This window comes from Prevotella sp. LCP21S3_D2, from assembly GCF_052118345.1.
Classification (GTDB): domain Bacteria; phylum Bacteroidota; class Bacteroidia; order Bacteroidales; family Bacteroidaceae; genus Prevotella.
The window spans coordinates 12,436-36,743 of the sequence record NZ_JBQKHJ010000028.1 but is presented as its reverse complement, the minus strand read 5'-3'; the positions used below and the strand labels follow the sequence as shown (position 1 = coordinate 36,743).

17 protein-coding genes are annotated in these 24,308 nt (G+C 44.0%); all 17 read right to left on the bottom strand.

The features are described 5' to 3' along the window. Positions 1–8: 8 nt before the first annotated feature. The 17 genes from ACTQ16_RS13890 to ACTQ16_RS13810 all read right to left on the bottom strand — a co-directional run bounded on the left by ACTQ16_RS13890 (position 9) and on the right by ACTQ16_RS13810 (position 24,286). Complete coding sequence (locus tag ACTQ16_RS13890) at positions 9–1,418, bottom strand: glucosaminidase domain-containing protein (RefSeq protein ID WP_441937916.1); 1,410 nt, start codon at positions 1,416–1,418, stop codon at positions 9–11. 46 nt (positions 1,419–1,464) lie between these two features. Then, positions 1,465–6,336, bottom strand: coding sequence for an ArdC-like ssDNA-binding domain-containing protein (locus tag ACTQ16_RS13885; RefSeq protein ID WP_441937914.1), 4,872 nt, complete (start codon positions 6,334–6,336; stop codon positions 1,465–1,467). Positions 6,337–6,702: 366 nt separating this feature from the next. Beyond that, the gene (locus ACTQ16_RS13880) at positions 6,703–8,778 is read right to left on the bottom strand and encodes a hypothetical protein (RefSeq protein WP_441937912.1); all 2,076 of its coding nucleotides are present in this window, start codon (positions 8,776–8,778) and stop codon (positions 6,703–6,705) included. 13 nt (positions 8,779–8,791) lie between these two features. Continuing rightward, positions 8,792–9,064 (bottom strand): hypothetical protein, encoded by a 273-nt coding sequence (locus ACTQ16_RS13875; RefSeq protein WP_264949584.1) that lies wholly within the window; start codon positions 9,062–9,064, stop codon positions 8,792–8,794. 11 nt (positions 9,065–9,075) lie between these two features. Next, entirely contained in the window at positions 9,076–9,924 is an 849-nt protein-coding gene (locus tag ACTQ16_RS13870; protein ID WP_441937910.1) for a M23 family metallopeptidase, read from the bottom strand. Between the two features lie 26 nt (positions 9,925–9,950). Continuing rightward, positions 9,951–11,522 (bottom strand): hypothetical protein, encoded by a 1,572-nt coding sequence (locus ACTQ16_RS13865; RefSeq protein ID WP_441937908.1) that lies wholly within the window; start codon positions 11,520–11,522, stop codon positions 9,951–9,953. Positions 11,523–11,541: 19 nt separating this feature from the next. Continuing rightward, complete coding sequence (locus ACTQ16_RS13860) at positions 11,542–12,213, bottom strand: hypothetical protein (RefSeq protein ID WP_287596259.1); 672 nt, start codon at positions 12,211–12,213, stop codon at positions 11,542–11,544. A gap of 19 nt (positions 12,214–12,232) precedes the next feature. Further along, positions 12,233–12,745: a hypothetical protein gene (locus tag ACTQ16_RS13855; protein ID WP_441196194.1), complete on the bottom strand. Its 513-nt coding sequence runs from the start codon at positions 12,743–12,745 to the stop codon at positions 12,233–12,235. A gap of 22 nt (positions 12,746–12,767) precedes the next feature. Then, positions 12,768–13,616 (bottom strand): conjugative transposon protein TraN, encoded by an 849-nt coding sequence (traN, locus tag ACTQ16_RS13850; protein WP_420493316.1) that lies wholly within the window; start codon positions 13,614–13,616, stop codon positions 12,768–12,770. Between the two features lie 36 nt (positions 13,617–13,652). After that, on the bottom strand, positions 13,653–14,909 hold the full coding sequence (traM, locus tag ACTQ16_RS13845; protein ID WP_441937905.1) for a conjugative transposon protein TraM: 1,257 nt from the start codon (positions 14,907–14,909) through the stop codon (positions 13,653–13,655). 1 nt (position 14,910) lies between these two features. Beyond that, entirely contained in the window at positions 14,911–15,240 is a 330-nt protein-coding gene (locus ACTQ16_RS13840) for a hypothetical protein (protein ID WP_441937904.1), read from the bottom strand. 20 nt (positions 15,241–15,260) lie between these two features. Then, positions 15,261–15,878, bottom strand: a complete 618-nt coding sequence (traK, locus tag ACTQ16_RS13835) for a conjugative transposon protein TraK (protein ID WP_264949515.1) — start codon at positions 15,876–15,878, stop codon at positions 15,261–15,263. Positions 15,879–15,907: 29 nt separating this feature from the next. Next, positions 15,908–17,020, bottom strand: a complete 1,113-nt coding sequence (locus ACTQ16_RS13830; protein WP_264949586.1) for a hypothetical protein — start codon at positions 17,018–17,020, stop codon at positions 15,908–15,910. 90 nt (positions 17,021–17,110) lie between these two features. Further along, positions 17,111–17,854, bottom strand: a complete 744-nt coding sequence (locus ACTQ16_RS13825; RefSeq protein ID WP_293575187.1) for a DUF5045 domain-containing protein — start codon at positions 17,852–17,854, stop codon at positions 17,111–17,113. A gap of 3 nt (positions 17,855–17,857) precedes the next feature. Next, complete coding sequence (locus ACTQ16_RS13820; protein ID WP_441937902.1) at positions 17,858–18,691, bottom strand: hypothetical protein; 834 nt, start codon at positions 18,689–18,691, stop codon at positions 17,858–17,860. 11 nt (positions 18,692–18,702) lie between these two features. Then, a complete protein-coding gene (locus tag ACTQ16_RS13815) occupies positions 18,703–21,303 on the bottom strand; it encodes a hypothetical protein (RefSeq protein WP_441937901.1) in 2,601 nt (866 codons plus the stop codon). 82 nt (positions 21,304–21,385) lie between these two features. Further along, entirely contained in the window at positions 21,386–24,286 is a 2,901-nt protein-coding gene (locus tag ACTQ16_RS13810; RefSeq protein ID WP_441937900.1) for a TraG/VirB4 family ATPase, read from the bottom strand. Positions 24,287–24,308: the final 22 nt, after the last annotated feature.

Genomic DNA, 24,308 nt, shown 5'->3' with positions numbered 1-24,308 from the left:
TCTTAAATTTATGCTTGTTTGAGACCGAAAGTCTGCTTGTTTTCTGGGCATTCGATCTCAAAAATAGTACTTGCGAGGACGTGCAGCTTTGATGCATCCACTTTCTCCCTCTCTCTCTTTACCAGTTGGCATTCCGTCTTTTCCTCGTCATTCTCAGTCAATCTGGCCTCCCTATTAACTACAGCCTGCATCTCATTGGCCTTTATCTTAGCTGCCATGACAAGAGCTGCTGAAAAGAGAGTGGAGATCAGCTCAGAAAAGGCATCTTTGTTATTATCCATACCAGTTTCACTATTTTGACTCATCAAATATCCGAGCCATTTGGTTGGATCATTGGACTGAGTAATGTTGGCAAGAAGATTTTGCGCCTTATCTTCCTGGGATATAGGATGAGCGACGGGTGAATATTTGCTTCTTTCCTCTGCCAGAAGGTCTTGCCCATTTCTCAAAAGAGGTGTATCGTTACTGGTTCTACCTTCTATTGCTGCGAGATAATGAATCGGATTGAATGCCTCTATTTTGCCGGAAGCATCCTTGATTTTTGTCTCAAAATGCAAATGTGGACCTGTGGATCGACCTGTATTGCCCGATATTCCAATCTGTTGACCAGCCTGAACGACCTGACCTTCCTTGACATTTATTTGGCTCAGGTGCATATAGATACACTGGAGCTGAGTTCCATCGTCCTTGTCATATGCGATCTTAATCATATTACCGGTAGCCTTTCCATAGCAGGCAGAAATGACCTTGCCCTGATTTTCTGTTGCATACACTGGCAGATTCTTGCCTCCAGTTGCGATGTCTATGCCTCCATGCAGATGATTTCCTCTATCTTCATGGAACATACCTGTTACTTTGAGATTTCTGAAATCAATGGGGAGGGATAGGGTGGTGGGCATTCTAGGAAGAGACTGTTCACCCTTCCTTGCATACCCGATATTGACACCTTGTTTCTGGGATTGCAGAACTGCCATCTGATCATATCGGTCAAGATGGTAACGTTGAATTTCATCAAGCAGGTCTTCCTTATAGGTAGGACTGCTCGCATATCCACCTTTCACAATGCCATTAATCCAGCCTCTATAGTCTTGGGAACTTTTTGAGGCACAATATTTCTGGTATCTGTCCAACAGAAGAACCTTGGAATGATCCTCCACACTGGCATTTACCCCGGAATACACTCTGAATGCTTCCGGATAACCATGATCATCCACATGGTAGCTGACAGGCCCCTTCCATGACCCACCCTGCTTCACTCCAAAGAAATTGGAACTTTCACGTGCAAGACGCGATGTACCAAAAGTACTCTCAAATCCCATTTGAGCAAGGGTGATGGATGCCGGGATGCCATATTTGATTTGTTGTTCAATGGCCACCTGGGCATATTTTGCATAAAATGCATTTTTATCTATTGCCATATCATTTGGGTTGGTGATAGCCATGGGTATTCCCCATGGCTAGTTATTATCGATGAAATCCTCTATGTGAACTTGCTTCCTGATGGGAGCCCTCCTTTTCTCCAGGCTCTTTTTCGGCCACATTTCTTCCCTCATTTTCAAGAACCTGCTGCTGATTATTTCCAACAGTTTGTTGTATCTGAGGAATAAATGTAACGGCAGCTACAGCCTTTTTATATTCAGCCATGTCATCAGCGAGCCAGAGATTGTACCACTGTTGCTTGGCTATTGGCTTCTGCATTCTTTCTCCATCCACTGTGGCAATGACTACCTTCACCTTCGGGTCATCCTTGTCGGCACAGATTCTAACCTTCTCAATGCGGCTCATATCAATACCCTCGGTATTTGGCACAATGAGTTGCTGCTTGGATTCTGGATACCTGTAACCTATATCATAATATTTCTGAGCCAGAGCCTGATGCATTTCCTGCTTGTTGTCCTTGCCCATGACATTGAAATAGGCATTGAGATGTTCCTTCATCGGATAGATAGAGAATGATTTTTCATTCTCTGGCTTGATGAAGAAGGCATACTTTCCCTCAGAGTCCTGGATAGCCTGAAATTTCTCAATCTTGGTTGCCTGCTTTTCTGTAAGCTGGCTTGATACATCGATGGTTTGATGAATTTCTAGCGTAAACTGCTTGAGCTTGCTGACAGTCACCTCCTTGTCCTTATAATAACTGTTTGGTTCCTTTAGTGCAAGACTACCACCTGCATTATAGAAGCTTACCTCTTTTACGTCTTCTTTCTTCAGAGCTATACCAATTCTCTTCTTACTCATACCTTGCACCTCGTTATTCACAAGCAAGGAGGCACCCGATGGCAGGATGACATCTGCAGTTTGCTGCTTTCTGTCAAGTACTACGACCATTTCCTTTGCCTCCATGGAAGGAAGTTTGTTGAGGTCTGCCGAGATGGAATAATCTTTACCTGTTAAGAGAACATCTTTTGTTGGCAACTGACCTCGGATAGCATCATAGTTCACTTCTCTTTTTTCTACAAGGTTGTCAATCGTCTCGATGGCATTGTTCACGTCACGCTCAATCATACCCATTAAGTTCCCATTTTCTCTCAACTCTCGTTCCCAGTAGGGGATAAGTTGCTGGCTTTCCTTTGACAATGTAGCAGGGAGTCCCTGTCTTGCCATCAGCACACCGGCGGAAAGTTCTCTAATGAGTAATTCATGCTTGGCATCATCCGCTGGTAAAAGGCTGTTTCGCCCTGAGCGGTCCAGACGCTTTGCATCACCAGTGGTTGCTACTACGGAACGGAATATGTCATTTGCCTTCATAATGGCATTTACTTGCTCATTTCCTTCCGTTTTGCTCATGCCACTTATGAAAAGCGTATTCTCCTTGCTATCGAATTTGGCATCTTGTAGTACATGAACTCGCTCATTCTTAATACCGGAAGCCTTACAAACAGCATCAGCTATCTGGTAGGCATGGGAGAGAATCTTGGTGGCAGGTACTACATCCTTACTGATTTTCGTCTCCAGTGGATTGTCACAGATAGCGACTCGGTTTCCAGCCCTGATTACTTTAGGGAGCACCGTATCAAGCGCATAGCTTGGAAACGATAAGTAGGATGTTTTCTTACCATCAATTTCCTTATCCTTATCCTGGATACCAATTACGGGAGCAATCGTCTTAGCCTTATCTCCATAGATTTCATAGGAGCTGCCTTTCTTGATAAAGACAACAACCTCAGGATGCTTTTGTTCCTGATCCTTGATAAACTGGAGAGCAGACTGGGGACTAGATGCATTCTTAGCTGTCTCCACGAATTTCTCAATCTTTTGCCCATTGGCCTTGAGTAATGCCGAATATTGCTCAGAATCACTGGCAGAAAGAATCGTTTGGTCTATGTTATAAACATGATGACGCTGGCGATGGGCATGTACTGCATAATTGGACTTTTCCATATCTGGGAGAGCATTATACTGCTCCTTTGAAATGGTGTCATTATGGTTCGTGACATTCTGGTATTCCCATTTGGTCCAGTTGAATGGAAGCGAGCTTTGACCTCTCTTGACTGACATGCCATTTTCCTTTGCCTGGTTATAGGTGGAATAAAGATTGGTCTTATAGCCTTGCTGATCACTATGCAGGTTCATCATGATGTTATTGAATGCTGTGATTGGCTTCTTGGAGGTCAAAAACTCAGCATTGCTCTTACCCTTTTCATTCATCCAGACGCCTTCATGTGATTTTGCCATCTCCAATGCTGCAAGAAGAAGGGCTGCATGTGAAGCTGCCTTGCTCTCACTTTTCTTCTCTTCCTTATCTTCATGGTCGCTCTCTACAGAAGCTTTGTCTTCCTTTTTGACTTCCTCATTGTCTTCCTGGTGCTTTTGCGTATCCTGTTCCTGAGCCTTTTCTTCATGATATTTCACATGTTGCTCATCATCCACGATCGTCTTTGCTTCTTTCTCTGCTTCATGCATAGGAACACCGGTGGCTTCGATTTGCTCAGCAACGCCTACAACATCTGTTTGGATGTTGCTGTCTTCATGTGGAGTTTCATTCTGTAGAGGAAGCTTATATTCATCTTTTTCTGCCAATACCTTATAAATTTGCGTCATATTTTCTGCCATGGACAGATTGACGTTATAAGTCTGGCTATAAACTTCCTTGAAAGCTTCTTCTTCCTTTTTGCCAACCTGAACAAGGTTGGTGACAGGATCATATTGGAAATCAAGAATCTCACCATTAGGCATATGATATGCCGGATTAATCTGCTCAGAAAATTTCTTAGCAATGGAAGCATACTCATTTTGCTGTTGAGTATCAACAACCGAGTCTTCTACCTCCTCATTTTCCTCCTGTATTTGATATTCAGGCATTTCCGAGAGTTGCTCTTCAACATGCTGCAAATTCTTATCTAAACCTGCCGAATGGTCGTACGGGAAACTATAATGAACAGACAAGCCAATGTTGGTAAGGGTTCCCACGTTTAGCGAATCCTTCTCCTTATTATATTCAAAATAGAGAACGTCTCCGTTAGCCATGGAAAAGGCAGGAATACTGGCCTTTATCGTATCCAACTCCTTTTGTACCATGTCCTGGGCTATGGCCTTCACATCCTGACTGGCATCATTCTCCAAACCATATTGCTCTATAGACAGTTTAATATCTTCCTCACTAACTCTGCGTAGGAGTTCATAGGTTCCACCCAATGAATTGTTATAAACCAGGGCATAATGGTCGTTTTCAACAAGCAGGTCATCACCACTTTGACTGGTGGCATTTTTTCTGATGCTATGCTGTGAGAGACTATCACCTTGATCATATTGCTGGGTCAAAGTGAGGAGTTCATCCCATTTTTCCTTATTGGAGAGATCATCAAACTCTTGTGTATTATCCACGCTCTGCAGGTACAGATAAGAGAAATAATACTCATTCTTTGGCATTGTCACACTATCCTGGCTTGTCTTGCCTTCTTCGTTAGAATCCTTCATGTTATTATCTGTATTTTGTGAACTATCCACTGTTTCTTGCGCTTTTATATTGGGCAGAAGGGAAGCACCTAAAGAGAGAAGTTTCTCATCACTCACCTCTTCAATCCAACTGCCTAGTACCTCATTGTCCTGGAAATACGCTCTGAGTTCAGGAAGACTTTCCAATGCAAGGACTGTATGCTCGCTATCTTTATCAGACGTAATCTGGGTCATGAGGGATGAAAAGTAAGCTTCTGGAGAGGAGAGTGGCTTCGTGATGGAATCAGATACATTTTCCTCCTTCATCACGTTCTGCTGCTTGATCTTCTCCAGCTGTTCCTCATTCTTGATTTGCTCTTCAATGCCATCGAGGTTGCCCTCCATGAGCGGCTTTTCACCCAATGCTACTTTTTGCTTGTCAATCTCTTCCAAAATCATGCGCGATGCCTTATTCACGTCCGACATAAGCGTTGTAATGAACTTTGGCTTTTCACGCAGCGTTTGAATCCAGCTGTCTATATAGGCGGCATTGTTATCAGAAATTCTGCTAGAGAAGCCTAGTGCATTGCCTATCACAAATGCAGTAGTCTCTGCAACAAGTTCCTCCTTGGCGTATTCCTCAGAACCAAACTTGCTTTTTGGCAGACGGTCAAGTCGCGAGGGATGACCGGTAGAGTGGGCCATTTCATGCAGGGCAGACGAATAGTATTCCTGACCATCCTTGAAGATCTCATCCTCTCCCTCATGAATCTTGAACTGTGCTTTCATCGGTACCTTAATGAAGTCTCGGGTCTTATTATAGCTTGCACCAGGCACTTCCTCATTAACATGAATAGGGCACACCCACTCCTGCTTCTCAAACATTCTGTCAAGTGGTTCATTCTTATACATCCCCACATCGTCACTCAATGTGGTAGGATTGAAACGGGAAATAATGGCATCATACTTTTTCTTATTCACTTCTTCCAAAGTGGTTTGGTCAAGATTCCACTCGTTATAGACCATCAGATAGGGACGAACCTGGCATTTAGCCTGGTCCTCCTTATCCATGGCAAGGTATTTGTCTTCACTGATGCGCTTTCCGTTTTCGTCTTTCACACTCAGTCCCCATTTAAACACCGGCACAGAAGCCTCTCCCTTTTTAATCAAGGCTCCATTGTCTCGTGCTTGCTTGGAGGTCATGTAAACAGGAACATGGTAACCCTTTATCATGGTATGCATCTGCAGAAGGAATGCATTTCCTCCTACATAAGGTCTTCCATTGATGTTCTGAGGAAGTCCTACCAGTCTATCACCAGAAGTCCATCCTTGTTCCCAGTTCTTTGTTTTACAGGCTTCCAAGCGCTCAATCATCATATTGGCAAATTTGTCCAATGCTCTGTCAATACGTGTAGGTCCGTCCTCTTGTGAGGCAGCCTTATTCAATTCTTCGAAATCCATAAATGATATATATGATCGTTATTAATCTATGTCATGTTCAGCTGTCCCATAACGCTGAATCTGATGGCAAAATAAAAGAAAAGTTTTGGATTGAACACCCTAAACTAAATTGATTTTTATTTTTAACTTAAATCCTCTTCAATTCAAAGTTTTTGCCTTGAAATGTGTTAAATTTAGCACCTCTATCTGACATGACTTTTTCTGATATTATGTTCATATTCCTTCTATTAACCATTAAGACTTTGTGGAATTGGGGCTCTATCAGGCGATAATTTCCATCAAGAAATACCATCAATTACCTTCTTAGAAGTGTTGGCAAGATTCATGCATAGTTTCCTTTTCATTGTCTTCTCATCTTCTTTCAGTCTATTTGATGCCTAAGGAATACTGCTGTTGAAGTTCCTGATGAATACCTCTTTCATATTCTCGTTCTGCGAAGGCATTATTCTCATCGTATTTCTTCAAAACGGCATTGGCCAATGTGGATAAGGGGAGGCTTCCTCTCTCGTAAGCATCGATTGCATGATCAGAGATTTCTATGACACATGGCTTTCCGTCAATGTCTGCAATCATACTTGTTCCGCTGATGGCCGGATTTGAGATTCTCGGATTCAGCTTTTCTTCCTCATATTGCCTGTAAGAAACCCGCTGTGGTGAAGCCGGTTTGACCAGTCCCAATGCTGCATGACCGGCATTGTTGAGCAAATTGGCACCTCCAAAACCAAGCAGAAGGAGTTTGAGAAGGGGACTTTTGACAAACATGCCACCAAAGATGGCAGCAAGTGGCAGCAAATTGTCATTCACCTGTAAGTTAGGATTTTTGCCCGTGAACAGGCCTATCATCATGTCTGGCAGCATGGCCAAAACGTAGCCCATGTTCTTGGTGACATCACTGAAACCGGAAAGTCCCATCTTATCCAAGGCATCAGCCCAACCGGCATTTAAATCTTGAAAAGAGGCCTTATTACTTGTCATCTCATACCTAGAGGAATCTTGTCTTTGAGTTTCTTCCACAGGACTATAAGAATGGTAAGCTGATGATGGAGAAGAATCTGTGGATGATGGATTTGCTTGATTGATAAAGCTATTAAGCTTATCCATATTAGAATCCCAGGTATCTTTCTTGGGAGCTTTCGCCTGACCAGACGCCCGTTTCTTTTCACAAGCTACAGCAGCCGTAGCATAATCCATGGCTCTTTGACTAACCTCTTTAAGGGTCATGCGTTTACCCCCAATACTCATCCATGTTTTTTCCTCCCTCGACATCTCCATGGCAATGGCATAAAACCCGGAGGCACATTGTTCACAGCGTTTCTTCCCCAGTTTAATCATCCATTCCGGCGGATGGTTATTGGCACGAAATGGAACGGTTTGCTTCGAAAAGTTTTCCCTTATCTGAGCCAGCAATTTACCTGCCTGATTTTTGTTTGCGGCATAGAAGGAGTCCATTTCTTTCTTGCTTCGTGTTGTGAATGAAGGACTATATGTTTTTATCTTTCGCTCCAACTGCCCATTCAACTGATAAATCAGCTCAGAATTTCCCCTTTTGATGGAATCACTGGCTGTTTGAATCTTCTTGATGGCATCCTCATCCTGAAGTGCAAGCTTACTGTCTTCCTTGGCATATTTCTCATTTTCCCAGTTTCTGGCATGGTTCAGCGCGAAGCCTGTTCTCAGCCCGCCATCAATGGCTACACCACTCCAGGCAGAATTCAAGAAAGCAGCGGCTTTTGGGACCACTTTGATTCCAGCCTTAGTTGCACCTTTTACTATGAGGGAACTACCGGAGCCGTAACCTCCTGTCACCGCAGCATCAATGACCATGGAACCTCCCATGGCTGCACCCTGTTCCCAGATATTGGGATTATACAGGTCATCTGCTTTTTGAGCGATGAGAGAATCATGCTCACCTTCTTTGGGACCGATTTTTGGAAGCAGTCCCAATAAACTGTCATCAAATGCCTTTCTTGCAATGTAGGTAGCACTGTTCTTGGGAACTTTCTCTCTGGCCAGCTGCTCAATGATAAGTCCCTGAAATCGATGTGCCACATAGTTTTCTGCAAAGGCTGCAAGTTTCTCTGAAGATTTACCCCCATTTTGTCTGATGAGTTCCTTATAGAAGGAATCAAGAAATGTCTGATAATCCTTGGCAAATTTGGCATCTTTTCCCCATCTGTGCTTACATTGCCTGATCATGTCATCTGATGATTTCTTGTACCATTTTCCGCACACTTTCAGCTGATTGTCAGCATTTTGAAGCTGTACATCCACTGGCACGAATGGAGACTCGTTTTTCTCCAAACGATTGATAAATTCCTCGGTTTGCTTTTCTCGGAGATTTCTTACCTCCTTTACCAGCGTTGGTGCCATATATTTGCTGAAATATTGGCGGATACAGTAGTCAACTTGCGCCAAATTCTGATAATTGTTCTCTTTAGCCATTATAAAAATGATATTAAAAGCCCAGTAGCTGCTGTCGTGCCTGCTCAATGGCCTTATGATAAACTGTCATTTGCTTGGGATAGAACCTTGTTAGCCAATCATCATGAGAGATCTCATCATTGATGAACTTGATGGCTTGCTGACGAGTTACCTCAATGGCGTTTTCTCCCCTGTCTCTTCCATTGAACCAAGCCTTGGTCCAGGATCTTCTTCCTGAGGCATCGAAATAAACATAGGCTTCATGTTTGACATCATAACTCTCAACGTGTATGCTCAAATCTGACAGAGGATCCACCACTAGGCCGTCTTGGGCAACTTGATGAGAAAGTTTTTTTTTTGAGTCTCGTTCCAGGAAGCAGGACACGCATCATGGCGAAGCCAGGCATAGCTCAGGAAATCTTCAATGAGAAGATTCTGGATTTTCTCAGCCACAGGCAGGCTTCTACCGGTGAGACCTAGAGGATTAGCCATATCAGGAAGCTTTTCGAAGAAATAATTGCGTTCTGCAGCCTCGGATATGACATGTTTGAGGGTGGTCTGCATTCTATCTGAGGGAGTATAGCTGCCCAATCTCAGTTCATTCATGTAGGCTGGGAGCCAACGCATCATCATCATCAGAATTTCATCCTGCTCCTTATCATAGTGAGTCTTCGGCTTTCTGCTACCCAATTGCTCTGTAGTAGGAGCATTGTTGATACCCATTGCAGCCAGCTGCTGGATATTAGCCCAAATCATGGCCAGGAATTCCATGGGATCAATGGTGACACCATCAAATCTGACTTCCAAATGAAGAAATTGACCACTCTTGCCGATTTCCTGTCCGGCCCTGATACTGGTTCCGTAAGGACAATATGCTTCGGTGATATGGCCGTACTTCACCTCGTATTTGCCATATTTGGCTATGATGTAATCTTCATGAATACTGTCATGACCTGCACCGATGACTGTACCGGTGGCAATAGAGTAGAGAGGTTTTCCACTGGTTAGAAGATCCACACCATGGTGCTCAAATTTCTGTCCACCAGTTGGATGTTGCTGCAACCCAAATCCCAACGTGGTCTGCAGTTCCTCATCATCCCTGAGGGGAAATGGCATCATGAAGCCACTTCCCGACTCAAGGAGCATATCTTTATAGTTCTTTTTCATTCAATTTTACTATTATTTTTTGTGGATTACAATTTCATACTTCTTGGACGGTTTACCACTTCTCCGTCCTCTGCAGCAATTGGATATTCCAAACTCTTATACCTATTCTCTGGCTCCATGGAAGCATTTGGCTGCTTAACTTGCGGCACATATTGCTGAGAAGGATTTTGCTGTTGTTGTTGAACCTGCTGATATGGGAGCTGACGATTGTTGATATTCTTCAAGGTCATACCTCCCAGAAGCAGACTGGCAGCTCTTCCAAGCCACCCAAAACGTCCGAACATCATATAGGCAGACAATGCCAAAGAAAGAATATTCATCTTTGTTACAGCACCGCCTGAAACCTGATTCACAAGATGGTTCATACCTCCCATCACATTGTTCAACATGCCATCCTGGTTTCCCATGTCGGGATTGCTGGCCTGGTAAAGATTAGGAGTTTGCTCTGTCGTGGGATCATAGTAGCCTCCACTTCCATTGCTGACCATACCATTACCCACGTAATTCTTACCCATTTGGTAAAGGTCAGTACCTTCACCCACCACGTTGCCTAGAGTATTCTTACTGAATTGGTAAAGGTCAACTCCTTCATTTACTACTGAATCAGCTGCATTTGTAACCGAATCATAAATATCCGGCGCTTTTTCACCAGCTACTGCTTGTCCAACCATACCACCAAGGCCGTTTTCTGTAGCATTCTTACCTCCAATGAAGTAGAGTAGAGGGTTGATGACACCTTCTCCGGAAACTAAACTGTATCCACCCAGACCAAGAGCTGCATGCCAACCAAGAACTTTTGGATTCTTAGCGTAGAACTTCGCTGCTTTTTTGAAGGAATTTTCCCCATTTGCTGCTTCTTTTGTTGCTTTTCCTGCTTGCTCTGCAGATTCTTTTGCTTTTTCGTTCACCTTTTCTGCAGCTTGTTCTGTACTATGAGCTGTTTCTTTCGGTGTTTCCTTGCCTGTTTTAGTTTCACCTTTTACGGTTTCAACTGTTTTCTTTTCTTTCTTGATAACCTGCTCTACAGTTTCCTTGCTGGTTTTAATAGATTCCTTTTCCTTGGAAATCACATTAAACCTTGGCTTAAAGGACGGAGTTGGCAGAGATTTTTCCCATGCCAGGTAGCCGCTATCCTTGAAAACCGGAGGTCTTACTGGTCTTGCCGGTATAACAGGACTATCTGGGACAACAGGCTTTCCTAGTATAGTCGGGTTTACTGAAGGCGAGGTTGTTTGTCTGGAGAAGTGACGGGAAAACCAATTCTTGACTCGTTCTGTAAAAGAAGGCCCAGACGTGGAATTTGCCACTGCAGGCTTAGCCTCTTTTGGTGATTGCTTCCACAGACCTCCCCAAAAATCCTTCATCTGAGTTTTCCATCCTGTCTTGCTCTGATGAAAGGCAGGGGTAAAACCAGGTGGTGAAAGGGATTTCTCCCAAGCACGATAGCTGGTTGGCTTTGTCGTAGCAGGAATGGAAACCTTGGCATCCTTAACTATGCCTTCAACATGTTTTGCTCCTTCTACAGCTTGTTTTCCTCCACGAAAGAGATTCTTTCCTTTTTCCAGGGCTGTTACGCCCAATTCTTTCCAAAATCCCATATCATATTGCTTTTATCAGTTAATCTGGATAATTTAAATTCACGATGGCTCTCACCTTATGGCGCATGGTCTTGGGCGTTTCTATGATACCTCCATTCACGGAAGAGCAAAGCCAAGCCTGATAGCCGGGGTTTTCCTTCACCTCTGTGGATGTCCAGTACCAGGTATCCTCAGATAAGTCGATAGGTTGCCCTCCCAGCCGCATGATCAAAGGATTGATAGAAGGGGCATTTCTTATCAGGACTCTCTGTTCTGCTACGCTAGGAATGAAATCACTTTGCCCTTTAGAATGAAAATGGAACATTTCCTGAGCAATAGGTGAGCCTTTTCCTGTATCTTGGTCGGTACTATTGAACATGGCGATGGTATTGGTGAATCCGTCGTAGGACTCAATATCCATGCTCGTTCCTTGGCTCACTCCCAAAGAATCAGAGAAGGCCTCCTGGAATTCATTCAACATCACTGCCATGGCAGGATGTTCTTCTGTAGCCTCTGTAAACACTACACCCACTGCCTTTTTGGAAGTTTGGGAGAAGTAGGTGGTCGTATCCATACAACTGTGGTCATCACAAAGGACATACCCAACATGAATACCATAGTCCATTGGTTCATGCTCGTCACATGAAACCAACAGACCTTGGAATAAGATGGCCAACAGTCCACAAAAAATAGAAATATATGTTTTCTTCATTGTCTTGCTGCTTAAAATGTTACAATGGAATTTTTGCGCCCAGATTAATTCCGGTTTTGAACCGGTCCTTACCCCTGATGGATATATCTTCCTTGATGGCAAAGAACACACTCCATCCGTCATAGAGATTATAGGTATGTTCATAGCCTACATGGACAGTTCCTATGGCCTTATGGAAATCGCTACCAGCACTGGCGCCAATTCTGAGACTGCCGTGGTGATTTCTTCCTCTTCCAACGCAGGGCTTATAGACGGCTCCTACACCCCAGGTGTTATGGTTATGCCAAAACGACTTTCTGGTAATATGCTTTGCCTCAGGATCCTCATCATACTGGACAGAGTAGGTGGCAAAGTATTCCCAAGCGTTATGATACAGCATTTCCTTTTCATAGGAAATGGTTGACTCCAGTGTTCTTGGGTAGGAACCGCCCACGGCTATCATGAGATGGCTACCCTGGTTCTGTGCCACCATGGATGATGGGATGCCCCATGCCAATGCCAGCATACCGATACTCTTCTTTAATATTGTCATATTGTACTTCATCTTTTATCTCTTATTGTTCACGCAGAAGAAGAGAGTCAAAAGAGTCAGCAGAGAGAACGTCTTCATAATCTAACTGCATGGAGATGGTTCTGCCACTGATCTGCTTCTCACTGAGTTCTATGGAGAGGACCTTATCATTTGGGAAAGTCATCTTTTTCAAGACTGCGACATTTCTGTAACCTTTCTTAAATGACAAGCTTCTATCCAGAAGAAGCGCTGGCTTCAGCTCCACGGTTTGCTGATTGGTGGCTTTCTGAAGTTTCTTATCCTGCAGTTTAAAGCGGAGTTCATCTATGTCAAACTGCAAGTTGGTATAGTTGTCCACCGAGAAATCAATGAAAACATATTCACCCACCACGTAGATATTATTGAGACGCATCTTCATCTTATGATGATTCGTGATAATGCCTCTATACTTGGCTGGAGAGTTCCAGACCTTCATGGCATAGGCCACCATATCGGTGGTGGACATGCTTACTTCCGGATTATGGAAGGCATTTCTCTCCACGAGTTCCACCTCCTTGTCTGTTACTGCCTCTTCCAGTTTACTGGTATAGACCAGGGCATACTGGACTCTGTAGCGTTCAGTGATGATAGTGACAATACCCATCACCTCGCCATCTTGATGATGAGAGGAGATAGGTTTGAGACGAATGACGTTATCCAGCGGCTTGTCACCCACAATGGAATCCGTAGAAATATCCACCATACGGATAGGTTCCGATGCAGTGATAATGGAGGATACGTTTTCATTCACCGTGAGACGTTCCATATCATAAAACGTTTTCTGAGCGTTGGCTCCTATACTGGCAAGGCACATCATCATGAGTGCCACCACCTTCTTTTTAAGTCTTTTCATATCAATTATTTTACTGATTTCTAAATGATTTATAATTTATGATTTTGTCTTACCATGAGCAGAAGATGAATCGATGAGATAAACCTTCGTGCCGTATTTCAGCTTGACCTTATTCTTCTTGACATTCTTACCCAAAGCACTCATTGCCTTTTGGGTGGCATTGCTCATGGCTTGTGAAGCCCAGCTTTTAATGCCAGTACCTCCAGTAGAGTTCTCTGTGAGATTGTTTCCTCCTTGTGTGGCTGAGGAAGCGATGTCCTGTGTGGTTTCTCTGAAACTGCTCATAGGAACATAAAGACCTTCCAAGCCATCCGTATCATAGAGCGAGAGATTGACCTTGAAGATTTCCTCACCAAAGAAGATACTTTCCACCTTACCCTTCACTCTCTGTTTTCCAAAGCCGCTCATCGACGCATAGAGATAGGTACCTTTACCTACTGTTATGCCATTGATTTCAATGTCATCCAAGAGGCGAAGACGAACCCTGCTGCCATCCACGGCCTTGACTTCCTCATCAATGATGGCGGAAATAAGATGACTCTTATTCTTTTCCAATCCCAACGTGTTGAAATAGGAAGAAACCTCTTTTGTCTTTTTGGTGACTTTCCCAGGAGTTTCACTGTCGGGTGGTGTTGGAGACTGGCCACTTTTGAGGCTTCCGCCTTCCGTAGTTTCCCGTCTCTCACTCACTCGATTCGTATCTGATAAGCGATAGCGGTCAGGCTTATCCTGCTCATCCTCCATTTCATCTGGTGAGGCGAATCCTGCAAGGTTCCGATTCATCTCCTCCCAGGTTTGATTTCTGCGTTTTCTTTGAAGGCGCGCTATCTCGGAATCACTCACTGGTGCCACAAAGGCATTGGAAGCGGAAGTTTGTCGCTGGGAGTTCTCTCTTACACGGCTTTGCATAGCGCGCAACTTCTTGAGTTCCTCCTGTTCAGCCTCCTGCTGTCTGATAAGTGCTGCCTCTTTCTTATTGTATTGAGACTCATATTCTTCCTTTTTGTTCACTGAGTCACGGTCACTTTCCACACTGGCCAATCCGGAAAGGTCTGTAATCTTACCATACTTTCTTTCCGTATTATCCATCTTGCTTCCCAAGAGGCTATCCGTCTTGGCATCCGGCAAGGCACTGGACAGATAATCTGTGGTTTTGAGATGACCGTTTCCTGCTTCACCCAGCTCGATATTAAATGTATCAATGGCGATGTAACCAAGAAACAAGGATATCAGATAGAATGCCGGAGGCATGTAATACTTGGGCTGTTTGAAATTAATCTTATTTGTCTTCATCTTATGGGCGTTCTATAATTTGTTGACGTTTCAGAAGGACAGAATCCACCATCTCCGCTGCGGTAGTTCTGGTTGAACCGTGTTTCTTATATGATCTTATCATATTCACCACATTGATGCCAAGGCAACCTATCACAATGGTAAAGACCAGGCCGATGAAGGCAATTCTATGATTGTTGGCAAAAGCCTGAATCCTGGCCACCAGGAAATTGATGCCCGACTTCTCTGCAAACTTCATTCCTACCTCTTTTTCTCTGAGGTAACGTTCCTTATACTTAGGATCATCCTTGCTTGGCATTTCCTCACCCATGATCATTTTCTTCAAACTCATATATATAATAATGTATAGTGTTAATACTCTGACTTCTTTTTCTCCTCCAGGTCCTTATTCAGAAGGGTACGCCAATTGGTAATCAGGATACCATGCGGATTGTTTTCCGTCCTTGGTACTTTCTTCAGGTTACCTGCTGTCACAATCTGGCGCATGAGGATGTTGGTTCTTCTCTCTATTCTCTGCCTGCCATAATAGGTAAAGGTCAGCGAATCCTTATTCAGCCTGATACTGTCACAGAAAATACTGCAGATAGTGGAGGTTCCAATCAGATTATTATAGAATCCCTTCTCCTTCAATGCGTTATACTGAGCCAGACCGGTCTCATCAATGAGATACATGGCCTTTTCCATGGTATAACGGATATACTTGTCATCCGGGGCCAGTGTGAAGAAGAAATGGTGAAACATCTCTATGTCACTCTTGGCTTCCACATCGAAGGTCTCTTCCATCGTGGTCTGCTTCACGAGTATAGGGACGTTACCATCCAGTACATATACCTTTTTATGGGCATCACTCACCATGCCTCTGGCTATGAAGATGCTGCCCAGGCTGATAACCACGCAGCCCACCAAAAAGAGGCTGCTGATGATCATCACCATTTTGATCTTGTTTTCCAAATTCTGTAAAACTGCCATATTCTTATTATTTGATAGTGTTGTTAAGACTATTTCGGCATCAGACTCATGGCACTTTGCTTGGCAGAAGCTGCCACACCTTCACCGAAGTTTCTGGTACTGAAAGCCGTATCACCCTCAGGAATCATCCATGCTGCCAGGTCCGGCACCAAATTCAGGCACTTCAGCGACACAATGGAAGCCACCAGCAGGTAACCGCAGGTCATGAAGGCATTTTGGATATATCCTGTAATTTCTCCTTTTCCTGCCGTGATAACAGTGAGGTTCTCCACCTGTACACTGATAACAATATCAAAGAGAAGGAGGACGTAAAAGCCCACGAAGTAAAGCATGGCTCCATAGAAATGCACCGTGAGGTAACGGGTAATCCACTTAGCCCATGCACCTTCCCACTTGGGCAGCACGGAGAAAGCCCATTGGATAGGACCAAAGATTGTGAGCATACCCAGGAGAATCTGCTGGCAGAATATGGTGCTCCACCATCCGATTCTATAGATGACCAGTGCCAGGAACATAACGATTTTGTCCAAACCAATAATCAGGCCTGCAAAAATAGACCTGTCTGCTGCTTCCTGTGCCAGCTGCTCACCTTCCTGCTTCTGCTCGATATCTTCTATCTGCATGGAAGCATCCTGGACGATTTCACTCAGGATGATTTCCTTGGCAACCTTCTGTGTAGGGGCAATCTTGTGATACATGGAGTCTCGCTTCTGTATCAGGGGCATGAGTTCATTATACTTCTCGCTCACTTGAACCGCCTCTGCCTCATAGAGGTCATGGGTATAGGAACCGATACAATTGGGAATGAAGGCCAGTGCATCCAAAATACTTCCATTATTGTTGGTGGATGATGGATACCAGAAGCACATGACCAGAGATATACCCAGTACCTTCATGATCTTGACCACATCGATGGGTTCGCCCTTGACGAGCATCTTGTAGGACATGGAACCGGCCACAATGATGGAAAACAAGGCTCCAAGTGCCATGCTCATCTGGAGAATGTACCAGAAGGGACCATCCGAACCGATAAAATCGGCACTGCATAGAAACTCGTTGGTTCTAAACACAACATTGTCTATGTCTTCCTCAAACAGGTCCACTCCGATGGTTTTTGAGAGGTCAGAGATATAACTTCCCATACCACTTGTGACACTGACTGTGGAGGTGTCTAAAAATAAAGATGTAAATGCCATTATATTTCTTTTTCTATTTTTTGTTTCTTGCTTTTATCAGGGTTTTGCACCAGAAAAGCCATCCACAGCCATGGCAGCCTGCCATCTTCTGTAGGCATCCGAGGCAATAACCGTGTTGGAAGTATTTCTTTCAACCCTTGTGTTATTTTCAGAGAATCTCTTTCCTTTTTTCAATGAGTTCCAATACAGGAGTTGTTTGACCAATGTCACATTTCTCTTCACGATGTCTTGATAGATAGCCAGATACTCTCTTTTCCTCATACCCAAATCCTGGTAGGATTCATGAGTGATCTTGATGGCTGTTTCAAAACAGTTGTAGATGTTGCGCCAATTCCGGTAATCGCTGGAACTTCCGCCACAGGAAACGATATGGTTGATGTTCTTATCGAAGAGCAGCATCTTGGAGTCCAGTTTCTTCTTCTCCAGAACCCACGACAAATCAGATGCAGAGGAACGGGAAACGATATTCAACGCCTCCACCTTGGCTCGTTCCACATAATCGGAATCCACCTTCTCTGCCTCATTGACTTCCTTGGACGTATTGGCCATGACATCCGTTCGATAGGCAAGCTTGTTTCTTAGATTGGCATCTCTCTGGTAATTCTTATGCAGTGAATTGTAATACCAGGCAGGAGAGAGGACACCAGCACCCGTTTCCATGGTGGTGAACTGGTTCATGATATCCCTTTCGTGGATATAAGTAACCTCCTGTGCCTGACCATACAGGCTCACCAAGCTCAGAAGCATGGACAAGAGACCTTTCAGATGATTTCGTTTCATACTTTATTCTATTAGTTGAACATGTTCATTTCTTCCTCCAATAAGGCTGCCACCTCCCAAGGGCTTATGGGTGAATGACTTTTTCGCCTGAAGATGGTTGAAGACCCGGTGACCGGATTTCAGCCATCTGGTATAGGAATCCTTCACGATTTCCTTGATGGTTCTAGCCATGAAGATTTCCTTTTTCCAATACCCAAGTCGGATGGTCATATAAGTATGTATATCCAAATAGGCATGGTATATACTGCTATCGATGTGGTCCATACTTTCATTGATGTGCTTTAGAATCATCATCAGGTTGGCAGTGGTGCATTCCGTTGCTCCTGTTACGATAAGCGATAATTCTCCATAGGACTTATAGAGTTCACCCACCTCGTCTCTGATATCTTCCACCGCCCTGTTGGTGGTATTCAGAATCAAAGTATCCGATGACCACACTGCGCCATGGGAGAGGATCTTGTCATGATAGGTATCGATGAGTTTCCAATATCTGGTGATATTTCTCTTGATACTCGTATAGGTGTTGACACCATGGAAGGCTGTTGCCGTTCCCTGAAGCACCAAGTCCATGATATCGAAACAGCGCTTGTACTTGTCAAGCTGTTCTGCCACCTTGCGATGGTCAGTGATTTTCTTACTGCTTTGCTTATGATACTCATAAACACCCAGTTCTGCGATAGCTCTCACCTCCAGCAGGGTTCTCACCTTCTTATGGTTGGCAATCATGGCCTCCAGGGAAGCCGGATCATTCAGTGCCCGGATAGAGGAGGGTAGGATACATATCACCAAGAGTAAAATATACCTTTTAAAAAGGCATTCCATGAAGAATCTATTCATACACTACAATTTTATTGATCATTAGAACTGCCATTATCCTGCTGCACAGTCTTATGGGCAAGAGAGGATTTTTTCATTGCCTCCAAACCAGCTCCTTCCCAACGTCTGAGGGCATATTCTGCAATGCCGTTTCTGCCGCTTCTGCTGACCACGTCAAAGATCTGTCTTTTGAGAAAGTCCAAGATGCATTCCCTCTGTGTCATCACTTTTTCGATAAGAACCAGCTGGGCAAAGATCTTGGTCAGTTCCTGTTCTACATATCTTGCAACCTGTAGGCGATCACCTGCAAGGAGAAGGTGGATACCGTCTTCATCATCATCCTCTTCTGTCGGATTGGAAGCATAATTGTATCTCACTGAGACAGCACAGTTTGGAAGGTCTTCCATCCATTGCTTAAGTCGCATGTTGACCTCCTCTGCCCTTAATTTCTCACTCTGGTTCATATTGAGTTTCATGACTTCGATGACATTCTCAGAACTACTGCTTGAGGTAAGCTTGAAATCCACTGACAGAACTGCGCGGTGTATGCGTACACCAAGCACATAGGTAGGCTTGCGACTTAACTTCAAGGAAGCAGTATATGTGACATTGGTTTTGGCATCTGCACAATAGCCATGTCTTACAAAGACATAGGCAGCACTCCCTTGCACCCATTCTCCCTCATCCAGCCATTGGATTTGGTACATGGAGGCCAGGCTAGCCATATTGTGGGGTATCCGATAAGGACCATCCAAATTGTCACTCATATCCTTGTAGTATTCATCCAGCGCACGAGTGGCTTGGGAGAGTTTCCCCTCGGCTTCTTTGAGTTGTTCCTTGAGAAGTGCCGTTTCATCGGACAGGGTATCATACTCGCCTTGAAGTTTTTTTGCAAGGGGCAAATTCCTGTTCATCTTGGTCTGATTGATTCTCTTGACCAGATTTCTCATCTTGGTATCATTGCCCTTGATTTCTGATTTCAGGGCATTGACCTCATCTGAGAATTCCTTTTGCTTTTGAAGCAATGCCTTGGATCCATCATCTGCCGTTGGAGAATTGGACATGGCAAAGTCCTTGGACTTCGGCCATTCCAGCTTATTTCCCTGGCTGCCATTTTCCTTCCAGTTGAACGAGCCTTCTCCAAGGGTGGCTCCATCATCACATTGGGCGATAAAACTCACAGAATTACAGCCTTCCATTTTCTTCTCATCAGCCATGGTATAATATCTTGGATGATCACTACCCATCTCTATTGAAATGGTTGGATGCTCTTTCAAGAATTTCTCATTTTCATCAATCAAGCCATTGAGACGAGCCTTCATCTTTTGGATGAAAGTTTTTTTGTCCATTGTCTGAGAATCAAAGGTTTCCTCATAAATCTCCTCTCTGATGTCCCAAGTGTCTGTCACCTTTACCTTGTAGGAGTTAAAACAGAAGCGTTCGTCATAGGAATGTTTCAAAAGTCCGCCTCCATAATGGCGCTTTCTATCCTCATGCTTCCTAGTATAGAGTATCGTACACTGGTGACCAGGATGCGCCTGGTTATATTCCTGACATTTATCTGCATTCCAGCCAGTAAGTTGGAAAAGCTTATCTTTCACTTCCTTGTCCTCATCCTGAGAAAGGGATTTATAACATGGAATCTTCTCATAGGCTTCACGTTTTTTACCACTGGTATGAATGTGCCATGCTTCTTTCCATCTGGCATCACCATATCCCTCATAGCTAGATGGACTATATTCACATTTAACTTCCGACCCGGAATCATGCTTGTAGATATACCATCTCTCAGTGTAATACTGTCCCTGTAGTTCCTTGATGTAGGAAGAGATATATCCCGTAAGGTTATAGCCACTTGTCTGAAAGAGTTTTTCCACTGCATCTTCATTGCCTTCTCCCACCACGGCAAACAACAATTCCTTGATGTTACCGGCATCCTTAAAGGATTTATAGTGGTTTTTGAAGGACTTATACAGCTTGGTAATCTCCTTGGGCTTAGCCTTGAATATAACACCAATCTTGCTGACACTTTCCAGGTTGCTGTCATAGGCGGCTTTTCCTGCCTGCGCAATGATACTTCCCAGATTTTTGTAATCCTCAGCGATTTCCTCTTGGGTGATGCCTGTTCCAAATTCCCCCAATTTTCCCAGAAGCGACTTCCAGTCCACTTCTCCGAGCTTCGTCAAATCGAATATCCGCTGGAGATCTTCATTGAGAACCAAGAACCTGATGTCCTTGAAGGAAAGCTTACCATGAGTAACCACCACCTCAAATTGCTTGCAAAGATTCTCCACATTCGTTGTGGTCTTTAATAGGTAAGGACCCCAATGGATGGCATTATCCGGCTGCTTTAGCATCTTTCCTGCCACAGTAATGAACTTCGGCATGATACCGTCCTTCACCAAACGGAAGATTCTTTGGTAATAATAATTCTCCTCTGAGGCAAAGAGTCCCGGGTTACGTCTAGCGTCCCTCAACTTCTTCATGCTCTGGAAGATACCGGCAGATGCCAAGCCTGCAGACTGATAATGATCAAAGATTTTATTGATGTTACTGGCCGTATTCCCTTCCACCAATGTTTCCGTTTCATAGGCAGCAGACATAGCCGCGGCCGTCACCTTGTCTATATTCACACTGCTCCAGCTCAGTGACCAAAGAGGAGAGCAAATAAGAAAGGATAAGATGATCGATGCTAAGATTCTTTGCATGGTTCTTTTATGATGACTGTTTATAATTGAATACTTTTCTTTCCTTGAGAACCTTCTGGGAGAATTCCAGAGATTTCTGGATACCACTCAAATGCCAATCACTCACAAAGGTCTCGATGGCGGTTCTATAGTCGGAACCCAAGCGTCTCTTATAGAACTTCAGTGCTTCTTTCTCCTGCTTCTCCGTCGTGTAGGCCATATAGCACTCAGGAGGTTCCTCCACTCCAAAGACATCGCCCACCAGACCTCTCTTGATAAAGACCTCCTTGAACGGAGATCTGCCTTCCTTGTTGTCAAGGCCATTGATTGTGAAAATCTTCTGGCAGTCATTCTCTGTAAGAGCCAGGGTTGCCTTTATTTCCGAGAACTTATCCTTGAATTTGCTCTGGTCCAGCAACATGAACACATCTGAATTGTTGACAATGGCTTCCTTGACAATGGGAGAGGAGGTGATATCCTGGATTTCCTGGGTGACCACACCCACCATTGCCCAATGTTTGCGGGCCGTCTTATAGAGATACTTGATATAGTTGGCCATCACGGGTGTGGCGATAGCTTTCCATGCCTCTTCTATGACCAGGCATTTTCTGCCTTTCTTGATTCTCATTTTCTGAGTGAAGACATCCATGATAATGAGAACGATAAGAGGAAAAAGGATAGGATCATCCTTCACCTTGTCGATCTCAAAGACGATGAATTTCTCGTCAAATAGGGATGCATCCAAGTCATTGTTAAGGATGTGCGCATGCTCACCACCTCTATAGAAAGGCTTCAGAATAGCCGCAAAATCATGGATTGCAAACTCAATGTTCTGCTGGACAATCAACTGCGGGATTCTTTCAAGGGCAAACTCATAATAGGAATTGAACGAAAGTTCCTGCACTCTGAGATTCTTTCTCTGTCTCTCCATCTTATCAATCTTACGCTCAATGCGAAGGAGATAATTTTTCTCTATCAACTCTGGAGTAAGGCGCTGAAGCTGATGAAGGGCAGCTTTCTTCTCTCCTTCAGTGGCAGCAGTATCGTCCAAAACAGCCTGGAGCTTATCAATGAGTCGTGCATTTCTGGAAGAAGTCTCCTTTTCCTCCATGACACGATCATAGCGTTCCTCCATTTCCTGCTCATACTGATCATACTTACCATTCTTCTTATCCTCAAGTAGCAGCATCTCTTTCAGCTGGCTTCTTTCCTTGGTACTGAACTTTTCAAAGGGATGAAAATAGGCCTCATAATATTCCGTAATGGTTTGATTGATAATGGTATCTTCAATCTTTGTGGGATAATCTGTTCCCTTGAAAAGCTGAAAGACAAGACTTTTCAGGAAGTTCTTCTTCTCGCCAAAATTCTCCTCATACTCCAGCTCTGTTATCTTGAAGGGATTCATTGAGATGGGCTTTTCCTTGCTGTAGGAAATGTAGGTTCCCTCAAAATAGTTGCAGATTCCCTCATAGCTGTCGCCCGTATCCACGATGACCACATCTGTATCCTGCTCATAATACTGTCGCATCACGGAATTCATGAAAAAGCTCTTGCCGCTTCCACTTGGTCCCAGTACAAAGAAATTGGAGTTATTGGTATATTTCACCTTACCTTCCTTTCCAGTAATGTCAATGGGAAGAGGCAGTCCCTGTCGGTCTGTATAATAGCACTTCAGAGGCGAATTGTCACCCTGCTGCTGATGTTCCTTATACATCAGGCAAAGAGCCGGCTCCGAAAGCGTGAGGAATCTGTCATAGTCCGCATTGAGTTTGAAACAGTTGCCAGGGAAACTGGCTACAAAGAGTTCCAACTGGTTATAGGCTCTCTTCGATATATGAATACTGTGCCTAGAGAACATATTCTCCAGGGAATTAGTAATCTTCTGGAAGTCTTTATCACCAGCTATCTTGATCACCATATTATAATGGGCATAAACAAGCATCTTGCCGTTTCGGGCGATTTCCGATTGAACCTTTTCTATGTCCTCAACGGCAATCTGGTTGTTAGGATTGGGAATGGAAGCATGACGGTTCTTTTTCTTGTCAAGCTTCATGACTTCCTTCTTTTGATTTGGCAAAAAGATAACCTGATTATAAACCAAGGTATCTACATCCGGGAGAGAATCCAAAGCTGAGAGCAAATCCTCGGAAAGAATGCTGTTACCCACCTGATTCTCGGAATAGGGACGAATCATGCCAGGCAGGCCTACCTGATCCACATCCAGGAGACTGTAAACCTTAAGATGGTTGTTTCCCATGCCAATCTCCTCACTGGTAACCCTGAAGTTACTCATGGATACACGAGAATGCTTGAAATCCATGGCAAAGAAACGGTCTGCTAAGATTCTGCAATCCTCAGCTCCAAGGAATGAGCTTTCCACGTCACAGCCATTCAAACGGTCATGAACCTTTTGGAGCTTCACTAGAAAATCCTTCCACTTGGCAGTGTCATAACTATGTATTGTTCCACTTTTACCCTTCTGTGTAATAATCAGATAGGTTTCATGTGCCACATATGTGCGGCCATTGAAAAAACGGAAGTAGGAATCGGACAGAAAACGTTTGGCTGCAGTTTTATCCTCATGAGCTGCAATCTTGTTCATGTCAAACTGCTTGCGTACGAAAACATCCTGTTTATGCAAGGCATATCCTTCACCCAACAATTGCAGTAGAGAAGTGAAGAGATCCGTGAATTCATAATAGCTGGCCTTGGAAGCAGAATACTTTCTGATAGGGTTCTTGATTTTGAGGACAGCAGAATAATCACCACTTTTTGTATAAACTATTCCCATACCATTTACCTCTTCCACACTGAAATAAATGTCTTCGAAGACCTTGGGTCTCTTTCCTCCAGTGCCAAAGGCACAAACGGATATGCCCATGCCTGCCAGTATGGCGACAAAGAGCGTTACCACTGCGATTGCTACCATGTTGTTGAATCAATTTATTTTG